This window comes from Streptomyces sp. 8N616 (assembly GCF_052246385.1).
Taxonomy (GTDB): domain Bacteria; phylum Actinomycetota; class Actinomycetes; order Streptomycetales; family Streptomycetaceae; genus Streptomyces.
Genome location: NZ_JBQQBY010000006.1, coordinates 163731 through 176036, shown reverse-complemented (window position 1 = coordinate 176036; position 12306 = coordinate 163731). Strand labels below are relative to the sequence as shown.

Here is a 12306-nt window from a genome sequence, read left to right as displayed (position 1 = left end):
GCGTTTCACTGGCCGGGCTCGTAACCCGAGAGCTAAGGATCGTGCACATGAGCGCGCAACCCACGGCCACGAAGACGGCGGCGGACCCGGGCACCCCGGGCCACGACTCCTCCCCCGACGGCCTCAAGGCGGGTCTCAAGAACCGCCACCTCTCCATGATCGCCATCGGCGGCGTCATCGGCGCCGGGCTGTTCGTGGGCTCCGCCTCCGGCATCGCCGCCGCGGGCCCCGGCATCCTGCTGTCCTACGCCCTCGTCGGCGCCATGGTCGTCTTCGTCATGCGGATGCTGGGCGAGATGGCCGCGGCCAACCCGACCTCCGGCTCCTTCTCCGCCTACGCGGACCGCGCCCTCGGGCGCTGGGCCGGCTTCTCGATCGGCTGGCTGTACTGGTTCTTCTGGGTCGTGGTGCTGGCGGTCGAGGCGACCGCCGGCGCCGTGATCCTGGAGGGCTGGGTCCCTGCCGTCCCGCAGTGGGCCTGGGCCCTGATCGTCATGGTGGTGCTCACCGCCACCAACCTCGCCTCCGTCAGCTCGTACGGCGAGTTCGAGTTCTGGTTCGCCGGGATCAAGGTCGTCGCAATCGCCGTGTTCATCCTCATCGGCGGGCTCGCGGTCTTCGGCCTGCTGCCCGGCTCGCAGAACGAGGCGGCGGGGCTCGCCAACCTCACCTCGCACGGCGGTTTCCTGCCGAACGGTGCGGGCGCCGTCCTCACCGGTGTACTGATGGTCGTCTTCTCCTTCATGGGCAGTGAGATCGTCACCCTCGCCGCCGGTGAGTCCGAGGACCCGCAGCGCGCGGTCACCAAGGCCACCAACAGCGTGATCTGGCGGATCGGCGTCTTCTACCTGGGCTCGATCTTCGTCGTGGTGACGCTGCTGCCGTGGGACGCCAAGGCGATCACCGAGCACGGCTCGTACGTCGCCGCGCTCGACTCCATCGGCATCCCGCACGCCGGGCAGGTCATGAACGTCATCGTGCTGACGGCCGTGCTGTCCTGTCTGAACTCCGGCCTCTACACCGCCTCCCGGATGGCCTTCTCGCTCGGGCAGCGCGGCGACGCGCCGAAGGCCTTCGCGCGGACGAACGCCAAGGGTGTGCCGCAGGCCGCGATCCTGGCGTCGGTCGTCTTCGGCTTCGTCGCGGTCTACTTCAACTACCAGTCGCCGGACACCGTGTTCAGCTTCCTGCTGAACTCCTCGGGCGCGGTCGCGCTCTTCGTCTGGCTGGTGATCTGCTTCACGCAGCTGAGGATGCGGGGGATCATCCTGCGCGAGGCGCCGGAGAAGCTGATCGTCCGGATGTGGCTGTTCCCCTACCTGACGTGGGCGACCATCGCGATGATCTCGTTCGTGCTGGTCTACATGCTCACCGACGACGCGGGGCGGGAGCAGGTCGTGCTGTCCGTGCTGGTCGCGGCGCTGGTGGTGGCGATCGCGCTGGTGCGCGACCGGCTGAACGCGCGCAAGCAGGACGCGGCGATCAAGCCGTAAGGCCACCGCGTACGGCGTCCCGTAAGGCCGCCGCGCCATACGGGTCGGGGCCCGCGACCAGTTACTGGATGCGGGCCCCGGCCCTTTGCTCGTACGGGCTTTGCTCGTACGGGCTGTCCGGCCATTCCCGCGAGGGCGTAGAAGGGCCGCATCGCGGAGGCGGGCGCGGGCGTCGGTGGTGGCCGGCAGCAGGTCGGCGCCTGCTCGCCTTCTACCTGCAGTACCGGAACCAGAAAGTGGACTTCATCGAGTCCATGTGGCAGGTCGTCAACTGGCAGGATGTGGCCCGCCGTTACAGCGCCGCCAAGGAGCGCGCCGCGAACCTCCTGCTTGCGTGATCGTCTTCTCAGCCTTCACCCAGCAGGCGGCGAAAGAAGGAAGGGCCCCCGCGCGGACGTAACGCGCGGGGGCCCTCGTGCACGTCGGCCCGCGGTGTGGCTCAGTCGAAGATCGGGCCGACCGTCCGCGTCCTCTTGATCTCGTAGAAGCCGGGGGTGGACGCCACCATCAGGGTGCCGTCCCAGAGCTTGGCCGCCGCCTCACCCTTGGGGGCCGGGGTCACGACCGGACCGAAGAAGGCGACCCGCCCGTCGTCGGCGCCGGGTACGGAAATGACCGGGGTGCCGACGTCCTGGCCGACCAGTTCGATGCCCTCGCGGTGGGAGTCGCGCAGCTCGGTGTCGTACTCGTCCGAGCCCGCGTAATCGGCCAGCTCCGCCGGTAGCCCGGCGTCCGCCAGAGCTCCGGCGATCGCCTCCGGCGTGGCGCCCTCGCCGCGGTTGTGGAAGCGGGTGCCGAGCGCCTCGTAGAGCGGGCCGAGCACCGCGTTGCCGAATTTCTGCTCGGCGGCGATGGCGACCCGGACCGGTCCCCAGGCCTTGGTGGCCAGCATCTCGCGGTACTCCTCGGGCAGCTCGTCGAGCTTGTTCTCGTTGAGCACCGCCAGGCTCATCACATGCCAGCGCACCTCCACCGGGCGCAGCTTCTCCACTTCGAGCATCCAGCGCGAGGTCATCCAGGCCCAGGGGCAGAGCGGATCGAACCAGAAGTCGACCGGGGTTTTCTCGGAGGCGGTCACGTAAAGCTCCTCAGGGGTCACTACCGCTTGGGGACTCCCGGAGAACACCGCGCGGTGCCGCCGCCATTCCCGCACATGTCGTGTGCTGGCTGTCAGCGCAGCGTGACACCATGGCGAACGTTCAGAGTGTGAGACGCAGACGACGATGACGAGGAGAGGAGCCGCCGTGCCCGGTGAGAACCTGACCCGTGACGAGGCCCGCGAGCGGGCCCGGCTGCTGTCCGTGGACGGGTACGAGGTGGCGCTGGACGTGCGCTCGGCCGTCGGGGCGGGCCCCGCCGCGGGCGCGGGGGACGGTGACGAGCCGCGCACCTTCCGGTCGGCCACGACGATCCGCTTCCGCTGCGCCGAGCCCGGCGCCGCCACCTTCGCCGACCTGATCGCGCCGTCCGTGACCTCGGTGGTCCTCAACGGGCGGGAGCTGGACCCGGCCGCGGTCTTCGACGGGGCGCGGATCGCGCTCGACGGCCTGCTGGCGGAGAACGTGCTGACGGTGGACGCCCAGTGCGCGTACAGCAGGACGGGCGAGGGGCTGCACCGGTTCGCCGACCCGGAGGACGGCGAGGTCTACCTCTACACGCAGTACGAACCGGCCGACGCCCGGCGCGTCTTCGCCAACTTCGAACAGCCGGACCTCAAGGCCCCCTTCACCTTCACCGTGACCGCCCCCGCCGACTGGACGGTGCTGAGCAACGGCGCGGCGGAAGGCAACCCGGAGCGGGCCGGTACCGGGGCCTCGACCTGGCGGTTCGTGACGACCCAGCCCATCGCGACGTACATCACGGCGGTCGTCGCGGGCCCGTATCACTTCGAGCGCGAGCACTACAGCCAGACGCTGCCCGACGGGAGGGTTCTCGAGATCCCGCTCGGTGCGCTCTGCCGCAGGTCACTCGCCAAGCACTTCGACGCGGACGACATCTTCACGGTCACCAAACAGGGCCTGGACTTCTTCCACGACCACTTCGACTACCCGTACCCGTTCGGGAAGTACGACCAGGCGTTCGTGCCGGAGTACAACATCGGGGCAATGGAGAACCCGGGCTGCGTGACCTTCCGGGAGGAGTTCGTCTTCCGGGGCAAGGTCACCCAGGCCTCGTACGAGCACCGGGCGAGCGTCATCCTGCACGAGATGGCGCACATGTGGTTCGGCGACCTGGTCACCATGGAGTGGTGGGACGACCTGTGGCTGAAGGAGTCCTTCGCCGACTTCATGGGCTCCTTCTCGCTGGTCGAGGCCACCCGCTTCACCGATGGCTGGATCACCTTCGCCAACCGCCGCAAGGCGTGGGCCTACCGCGCCGACCAACTGCCCTCCACCCACCCGGTCACGGCCGACATCGGGGACCTGGAGGACGCCAAGCTCAACTTCGACGGGATCACGTACGCCAAGGGCGCGTCCGTGCTCAAGCAGCTCGTCGCCTACGCCGGGCGGGAAGCCTTCCTCGAGGGCGCCCGGCGCTACTTCCGGCGGCACGCGTACGGGAACACCCGGCTCGAGCACCTGCTGGACGTGCTCGAGGAGACCTCGGGCCGCGACATGGCCGCGTGGTCGCGGGCCTGGCTGCAGACCGCGGGCGTCAACTCACTGACGCCGCATGCGACATACGACGCCCAGGGCCGCGTCACCGAGCTCGCCGTCCTCCAGGAGGCGTCCCCGTCCCACCCGACCCTGCGCCCGCACCGGGTCGCGGTCGGGCTCTACCGGCGCGAGGAGATCTCGGGCCGGCTGGTGCGGTACGCCAGGGCCGAGGTGGACGTCGCCGGGCCGCGCACCGTCGTCGCCGAGCTGGCCGGGGCCGAGCGCCCCGAGCTGATCCTGATCAACGACGAGGACCTCACGTACTGCAAGATCCGCTTCGACGAGGCCTCGCTCGACACGCTGCGGGAGCGCCTGGGCGACCTCGGCGACCCGCTCGCCCGCGCCCTGTGCTGGTCCGCGCTGTGGAACCTCACCAGGGACGGGCTGATGCCCGCGCGGGACTACGTGAACCTGGTGCTGCGCTTCGCCGGCCGGGAGAGCGACATCGGCGTGCTCCAGACGCTGCACACCTGGGCCAAGTCGGCGCTGGTGCACTACGCGGCGCCGGAGTGGCGGGAGGAGGGCGGCAGGGCGCTCGCCGAGGGCGCCGTGCGCGAGCTGCGGCTGGCCGAGCCGGGCAGCGGCCACCAGCTGGCGTGGGCGCGCTTCTTCGCGCAGGTCGCCTCATCGGAGGCGGATCTGCGGCTGCTCGAGGGGCTGCTCGCGGGCACCGGCAAGATCGACGGTCTGGACGTGGACCAGGAGCTGCGCTGGACGTTCCTGGAGCCGCTGGCCTCGCACGGGGTGGCCGATGCGTCGGTGATCGGGACCGAACTGGCCCGTGACGACACGGCGTCGGGCAAGCGGCACCAGGTGCGCTGCCTGGCGGCCCGGCCGTCCGCGGAGGTGAAAGCGCAGGCCTGGACCGATGTGGTGGAGTCCGACCATTTGTCGAACGCGCTCGTGGAGGCGACGATCGCGGGCTTCGGCCAGCCGGGCCAGCGCGGACTGCTCGCGCCGTACGCGCCGAAGTACTTCGCCGCGATCGAACAGGTCTGGCGGGAGCGGTCGATCGAGATCGCCATGGCGATCGTTCGCGGCCTCTACCCGGCGCTCCAGGACGACCGCAGGACGCTGGAGATGTCCCAGGCGTGGCTCGACGAGCACACGGACGCGCCGCCCGCGCTGCGCAGGCTCGTGCTGGAGGCGCACGACGACCTCGCGCGCGCCCTGCGCGCGCAGCGCTGCGATACCCAAGCCGCCCCAGGCGCCGGGGCGTTGTGACATCTCGGGGCGAAGCCCCAGGTGAGCGGCGGGAACCCCCGTTCGGTGGAACGGCTGTCGGCACTCGAACTCCCGTACTTTAGGGCGGCGATGTCTGCGTTTGTCGACGGGCGTGTAACAGCGGTTAGGGGGCGGTCGGGCGGCGGGAATCGGCGGGTCATGAACTCCAACACCCCGCTCTCCCCCCGCCCCCTGCGCCACCTTTCCGACGCCCAGCGACGAGTTTTGACGCTTCGTCAGTTGCGCGAGCACGGCATCTCCACGGCCGACGCCGCCGAGCGCACCCGCCCCGGCGGCTGCTGGCAGCGCCTGCTCCCAGGGGTCTATCTGCTGCACCCGGGGCCACCCACGAGCGAGGAGCGGCTGCACGCCGCCCTGCTGTACGCGGGAAGGCACGCAGAAGCCGACTGCGGCGAGGCGATGATCACCGGTCTCGCGGCGCTCACCCTGCAGGGCTTCGCCTCCGCTCCACCGCTGCGCTCCCTGGACCGCATCGACGTCCTGGTTCCGCGGAACCGCCGGGTCCGCTCTTCGGGCCTGGCGCACATCCTGCGCACCGCACAGCTCCCCGCGCCGCTGGAGATCACCGGTGTGCCGGTGGTCCCCGTGCCGCGCGCCCTCGCCGACGCCGTCGCCCAGCTCTCCGACCCCGCTGCCGTGCGCCGCCTGCTCACCGAGGCCGTACGCGGCGGTCACTGCGAACCCGGCGCTGTCGTACGGGAGTTGAACCGCGCCCGGCTGCTCTCCCGGCCGCATGTCGTCGATGCCGTGGACACGCTCCTCGCGGAGAGCAGGGCGCTCGCCGAGGGCCGTCTCTACGAGATGGTGCGCTCGTACGGCCTGCCTGAGCCGGTGTGGAACGTCGACCTGCGGCTGCCGGGCGGCCCGCTCCTCGGGGGCGTGGACGCGTACTGGCCCGAATACTCGGTGGCCCTGGAGCTCGACGCACGCACCCCCCGGCAGGACGAGAACACCGCCTGGGCGGAGGGCGCGCGCAAGCGCGAGCACCTGGAAGGGCTCGGCATCACGGTGGTGCACACCACCCCGAAGAAGCTGCGCGAGGCGATCGAGCAGCAGGCCGCCGTGGTCCGCACGGCCCTGATGGCGGCCGGGGACCGGGAGCCCGCGGCCTACGTGGCCGTCATCCCCCGGTGAGGAGGCCCGGCGCGCCTTCGCTGCGGCGCTGCGGGTGGAGCGGCGCTGCGGTGGAGCGGTGGAGCGGCGCTACGGCCGCTTGAGCAGCAGCTCCGTGTTCCGGTCCACCGGGTCGCCCGCCAGCGCGGACCGCGTGCCCGGGGCGTTGAAGGACAGTTCCCGGTAAAGGGCGCCGAGGCCGGTCTGGGACAGGTCGGCGAAGTCCGTGCGGTAGGGGGCGGCCGACTCGATGAGCGTGGTGAAGAGGGACAGCGTGCCGTCGCCGTTGTCCACCAGCTCGATGATCCGGGCGAGTTGGGGGAAGTCGATGTGCGAGGCGGTGGAGATCTCCCAGAAGGTGCCGTGCGGAGTGATCTTGTTCTTGTGGCTGTGGCCGTTGATCCAGGCCACCGCGTTGCGATGCCGCTTCAGCACCGTGACCACCTCGTCGCCGCCGTGCCGCTGCTCGTTCGGCCGCGCCGGGTCGGGCCTCAGGTTCCGCATCGTCCTGCTGGTGTGGTGGCTGAAGATCAGGGCATAGCGGTCCTTGTGCTTCTCCAGCGTGCGCTCCAGCCAGCGCAGCTGCGCGGTGCCGAGCGAGCCCTCGTAGTGGCCTCCGGGGTCGGTCGTGTCGAGGCTGATGCCGATGACGTCGTCGGAGATCCGGAAGGAGTAGTGCAGCCGGTTCGCGGCCAGGTCGGCGGCGGTGTAGCCGTGGCCGACGGGGCCCGCGCCGGCGTACTTGGGGTCGAGGTGCGCCTGGAGGTACTCGCGCGGGGTGAAGGGGGCGCGGCCCTCGTCGGGCGTCACGCTGCGCATCTTCCGCGCGCGCGTGCGCAGCAGCTCCTTGAAGTTCTCGCCCTTGGGGTCGAGCCCCTTCTTCACGGCCTTCCACAGGGCCGCTCCCTCGGCCTCCGGCAGGGTCTCCAGCTTGCGGCCGCCGACCGCGAAGTCGGCGAAGAAGCTGTCGCCGGGCGCGTAGCAGCCGCCGGGCAGGCTGTCGTGGTTGCCGACCGTGGAGTACCAGGGCATGCGCAGCCCAGGGCTGTTGAGCTGCCGGATCGCCGCGTCGAGGAAGCCGTCGATACGCGGGAAGCCGAGCTGCTTGTCCGCGTCGCGGAGCGCCGCCTCCGGCTGCCAGTACAGCTTCAGGCCGCTGTCCTGCACGCCTTCGTAGCGGTGCGGGTCACCGGAGTTGGGCGTGACGCGCCCGCCGCTCATGGCGGTGAGGAACCAGTCGAGCTCGGTGCGGGAGTTGTTGTCGGTGTTGTCGCCCGTGGTCATGACGAAGGAGAGCGGTGCGCCGGTGGCGGGGCCGCCGCGCAGGGCGTTGACCCGCTCGACGAGCGAAATGGCACCGGCCACGGACAGGGCCTCCTGCGGCCGCCAGGCGCTGGCGGTCTGGGCGCGCATGTACTCGTAGCGCAGCGGGTGCTGGACATCGACCACGTGCAGATCGGTGAACTGCACAAAGGAGGCGAGCGTGGTGCGGCGGTCCTCGCGGCCGGACTTGGCGGAGGCGATCTCGGGGCGTACGACACGGGGCCAGGCGGGCCCGTCGGTGAGTCGCCGGTAGCCGCCGGAGCCGCGCGGGGCCGAGACGGTACGGAGGGTGGTGCCGGCGGTCGACGGCGCGGCGGCAGGCTCGGTGGCCGGGGCGCCGGGCGCGTCCCGTACGGCCCGCTGTCCCGCGAGGCGCCCGGTCGCGGGCGACGTCGCCTCGGCCGATCCACCACCCGGCCCGAAGGCGAGCCCGAGCCCGGCTGAGACGCCGACGGCGCTCGCGGCGGCGAGCAGGGCACGGCGGTCGAGGGCGGAGGCGACGGACTTGGTCCGGGACATGCGCGAACTCCCCGAGTGCGGTTTGGGCGCGAGCGGGTTTCCCGCTCTCTCGGGATAGTTGGCACCGGGGGTGACCTGAGCTTTAACGATGCAGAAACGACCGACGCCGATCGCGGCACATGGATCATGTGCCGCGAAAACGGTCATCTCGCGCTTGCGTGCCGGCGAGTTGGCGATCACTACGTGTTCATCTGGCGGGGTAGCGGGGCCTGCCTCTGGGGTTGCCGCATCGTGCCCAGCTACAGGCCGGTGGTCGTGTTGTGCCCACCCTCCCCCATAGCCCGAACGACATGGGGGCACCCCCATCGCCCTGCGGAACGACTGCCCACAACACGACATATGCACCTTTGCGCATGGTGGCGTGTGGCGGAAATGTGCCATGGCCACCACGCGTCTCGGACAACGCTCCCCAAACCCCCGCCGCTTACATAAAAGTTCGGTCATCCGGCTCCGAAATCCGGACCCCCTTTTCCGTTTGAGAAGCAGGGATGACCATGCCTTCATCTTCGCTACCCGAGTCCCCCGCACCCGGGCCGAGACGCACGGTACGGATCGCGATAGCCGCGGGCCTGGTGGCCGCCCTCGCCGCCACCGGGCCCGCCGCCGCTCCCGCACTCGCCTCGGACGGTGACCCCGCCCCGGCTGCGGTCAAGTCGGCCGACGACAAGCTCGGTTCGGCCGACGCCGACCTCCTCGCCGAGGCCAAGGCCGACGGCGACAAGAACGTCACCCTGATGATCGCCACCGCTCCCGGCGCGACCGAGCAGGTCGCGGACCAGCTGGATGCGGTCAAGGGCGCCTCCGTCGGCCGCGCGTACGACAAGCTCGGCTACGTACGGGCCACCGTCCCGACGGGCAGGGCCGACGCGGCGATCGCCGACGCGAAGAAGCTCTCCAGCGTCCACGCCATCGACCTCAGGCACGAGATCGCACTCGACGACCCGACGCCGAAGGCCGACCGGGCCAAGGGCGCCCGGACCGCGGCGGAGGGCACGTACCCGGCGCCCGGCAAGAACACCCCGGCCAGGAACCCGTACCAGCCGTCCTTCGAGACCGGCGCCGTCGACTTCGTCAAGCAGCACCCGAAGGCGGACGGCCGCGGCATCACCATCGGCATCCTCGACTCGGGCGTCGACCTGGGGCACCCGGCGCTGCGGAAGACGACCACCGGCGAGCGCAAGATCACCGACTGGGTGACGGCGACCGACCCGATCGTGGACGGGGACGCGACCTGGCGGCGGATGACCAACCCGGTCACCGGGCCGACGTTCACCTTCAACGGCCGCACCTGGACCGCGCCCGCGGGCTCCTACCAGGTCAACGTCTTCCGCGAGGCGGCGAGCACCGGCGGCGACGCCAAGGGCGACCTCAACCGGGACGGCGACACCACCGACCTGTGGGGCGTGCTGTACGACCCGGCCGCCGGCACCGTCCGCGTCGACCTCGACGACGACGGCGACTTCACCGACGACGAGGCCATGAAGCCGTACAAGGACGGCTACCAGACCGGCCACTTCGGCAAGGACGACCCGGCGACCGACGTGGTCGAGCAGGTGCCCTTCGTCGTGGAGATCCGCAAGGACGTCCCCACCGACCCCTACGGCGGCGACTGGGTCGGCAAGAAGGCCGACTTCGTCAACATCGGCATCATCGAGTCCGAGCACGGCACCCACGTCGCAGGCATCACCGCCGCCAACAGCCTCTTCGGCGGCAGGATGAACGGCGCGGCGCCCGGCGCCAAGCTGGTCTCCTCGCGCGCGTGCACCTGGACCGGCGGCTGCACCAACGTCGCGCTCACCGAGGGCATGATCGACCTCGTCACCAAGCGCGGCGTCGACATCGTCAACATGTCGATCGGCGGCCTCCCGGCGCTCAACGACGGCAACAACGCCCGCGCCGAGCTCTACACCCGCCTCATCGACGACTACGGCGTGCAGCTGGTCATCTCGGCCGGCAACAGCGGCCCCGGCGCCAACACCATCGGCGACCCCGGCCTCGCCGACAAGGTGATCTCCGTCGGCGCGACCGTCTCCAAGGAGACCTGGGCCGCCAACTACGGCTCCCAGGTGGAGAAGCGGTACGCCCTGTTCCCCTTCTCCTCGCGCGGCCCGCGCGAGGACGGCGGCTTCACCCCGACCATCTCCGCCCCCGGCGCCTCCATCAACACCATCCAGACCTGGCTGCCGGGCGCCCCGGTCGCCGAGGCGGGCTACGCGCTCCCGGCCGGCTACGGCATGCTCCAGGGCACCTCGATGGCCTCCCCGCAGGCCGCCGGCGCCTCCGCGCTGCTGCTCTCCGCCGCGAAGCAGAAGCACATCGACCTGACCCCGGCGACCCTGCGCACTGCGCTGACCAGCACGGCCGACCACATCAGCGGCGCCAAGGCGTACGAGGAGGGCTCCGGCCTGATCGACATCGTCGACGCCTGGGAGTCGGTCAAGGACGGCGCCTCCGCCCACGCGTACAAGGTCAAGGCCCCCGTCGACACCTCGATCGACTTCGCGCTCAAGGAGCCGGGCTTCGGCACCGGCCTCTACGACCGCGAGGGCGGCCTCAAGGCAGGCAAGAAGAAGACCTACGACATCTCCATCACCCGTACCACGGGCCCCGACCGCCCCGTGCGCCACGAGCTGTCCCTGGCGAACAACGACGGCACGTTCCGGCTGGCCGGCTATGACGAGATCAGCCTGCCGCTGAACAAGCCGGTCACCGTCAAGGTCGAGGCCAGGCCCGGCTCGGCCGGACTGCACAGCGCGATCCTGGAGCTGGACGACGAGCGCACCGAGGGCACCGACCGGCAGATCCTCACCACGGTGGTCGTCTCCAAGGAGCTCGCGAAGCCCGCGTACGCCTTCTCGGCGTCCGGCTCGGTGCAGCGCAACAGCACCAGGTCCTACTTCGTGACCGTGCCGGAGGGCGCGAAGACCCTCGAGGTCGCCATCGGCGGTCTGAGGGCGGGCAGCCAGACGCGCTTCATCGCGATCCACCCGTACGGCGTTCCGGTCGACCCGACCTCCACGCCCAACTGCTACAACAACTACCCGAATCCGGCCAACACCTGCCGCCCGGACCTGCGCTCGTACGCGGACCCGCAGCCGGGCGTCTGGGAGATCGAGGTCGAGGCGCGCCGCACCTCGCCGCTGCTCGACAACCCGTACACGCTGGACGTCACCGCGCTCGGGGCCACCTTCGACCCGGCCGTGAACACCATCCCCGAGGCCAAGGTCGGCGTGCCCGCCCCGGTCGAGTGGAAGGTGACCAACGGCTTCGCCGCCATCGACGGCAAGCTGAAGGGCGGCTCGCTCGGCTCGGCCAAGGTCGCGCGCCCGTCGATCAAGGACGGCGAGACCCAGACCACGGAGCTCACCCTCGGTGAGGGCGTGGAGCGGCTGGACGTCGCCATCGGCAACGTCTCGGACACCGCCGCCGACCTGGACCTCAACGTCTACCGGGAGGGCGAGCTCGTCGGCTCGGCGGCGGACGGCGACTCGGAGGAGGCGGTCAGCCTCGACAAGCCGGCCGCCGGTACGTACACCTTCGAGGTCATCGGCTACGCGGTCCCGGCGGGGAGCACCGAGTACGACTACCGGGACGTGTACTACGCGTCCTCGCTCGGCCAGGTCAAGGTCGACGAGTCGCAGGCCGTCAAGCTCACCCATGGCGCATCGACGCAGGTCACAGCCGAGGTCGTGGTGGGCGGCGCGGCCCCCGGGGGACGGCAGTTCTTCGGCGAGGTCCAGCTGCTGAACGCCCGTGGCACGGCCGCAGGCACCGGCAGCGTCCGGATCGAGAAGGTCACTCCGTAACCCGGAAGGGCCCTGTGACGGCGGGGCGGGCGCCCGGAAACGGCGCCCGCCCCGTCCGTCTGTCCGGGGCCCGCCCGATCGGCCCGTCCCGTCGGCCGCCCATCCGCCCGTCCCGCAGTCCGGACAAACCAGACAATCGAGTGGACAGAA

The 12306-nt window shown here is 70.9% G+C and carries 6 protein-coding genes and 1 pseudogene; 5 read left to right on the top strand and 2 right to left on the bottom strand.

Annotated features, from left to right (window positions below; translation table 11 throughout):
* Positions 1-47 precede the first annotated feature (47 nt).
* Together ACTWQC_RS07680 and ACTWQC_RS07675 are read left to right on the top strand one after the other, a co-directional pair.
* Positions 48-1493: an amino acid permease gene (locus ACTWQC_RS07680; protein WP_443314793.1), complete on the top strand. Its 1446-nt coding sequence runs from the start codon at positions 48-50 to the stop codon at positions 1491-1493.
* 206 nt (positions 1494-1699) lie between these two features.
* Positions 1700-1831 (top strand): annotated as a pseudogene (locus ACTWQC_RS07675) (Fe-Mn family superoxide dismutase); the annotation flags it as partial.
* 101 nt (positions 1832-1932) lie between these two features.
* On the opposite strand, the gene ACTWQC_RS07670 reads toward ACTWQC_RS07675, so the two are convergent.
* On the bottom strand, positions 1933-2571 hold the full coding sequence (locus tag ACTWQC_RS07670; protein WP_443314792.1) for a mycothiol-dependent nitroreductase Rv2466c family protein: 639 nt from the start codon (positions 2569-2571) through the stop codon (positions 1933-1935).
* A 166-nt stretch (positions 2572-2737) separates the two neighbouring features.
* On the opposite strand from ACTWQC_RS07670, the gene pepN reads away from it, so the two are divergent.
* The gene (pepN, locus tag ACTWQC_RS07665) at positions 2738-5374 is read left to right on the top strand and encodes an aminopeptidase N (protein WP_443314791.1); all 2637 of its coding nucleotides are present in this window, start codon (positions 2738-2740) and stop codon (positions 5372-5374) included.
* Positions 5375-5533: 159 nt separating this feature from the next.
* Positions 5534-6529 carry a hypothetical protein gene (locus ACTWQC_RS07660; RefSeq protein ID WP_443314790.1) on the top strand — a complete coding sequence of 332 codons (996 nt, stop codon included), beginning with the start codon at positions 5534-5536 and terminating at the stop codon, positions 6527-6529.
* Positions 6530-6598: 69 nt separating this feature from the next.
* Here the strand turns inward: ACTWQC_RS07660 and ACTWQC_RS07655 are convergent, their stop codons facing one another.
* Complete coding sequence (locus tag ACTWQC_RS07655) at positions 6599-8350, bottom strand: TIGR03767 family metallophosphoesterase (protein ID WP_443314789.1); 1752 nt, start codon at positions 8348-8350, stop codon at positions 6599-6601.
* Between the two features lie 488 nt (positions 8351-8838).
* Between ACTWQC_RS07655 and ACTWQC_RS07650 the strand changes: the two genes are divergently transcribed.
* Positions 8839-12156, top strand: a complete 3318-nt coding sequence (locus tag ACTWQC_RS07650; protein WP_443314788.1) for a S8 family serine peptidase — start codon at positions 8839-8841, stop codon at positions 12154-12156.
* The last annotated feature ends 150 nt before the right edge of the window (positions 12157-12306 follow it).

Coding starts and splice junctions, on each gene's coding strand:
- ACTWQC_RS07660 (WP_443314790.1), top strand. CDS start 5,534: ATGAACTCCAACACCCCGCTCTCCCCCCGCCCCCTGCGCCACCTTTCC.
- ACTWQC_RS07650 (WP_443314788.1), top strand. CDS start 8,839: ATGACCATGCCTTCATCTTCGCTACCCGAGTCCCCCGCACCCGGGCCG.
- ACTWQC_RS07655 (WP_443314789.1), bottom strand. CDS start 8,350: ATGTCCCGGACCAAGTCCGTCGCCTCCGCCCTCGACCGCCGTGCCCTG.
- ACTWQC_RS07680 (WP_443314793.1), top strand. CDS start 48: ATGAGCGCGCAACCCACGGCCACGAAGACGGCGGCGGACCCGGGCACC.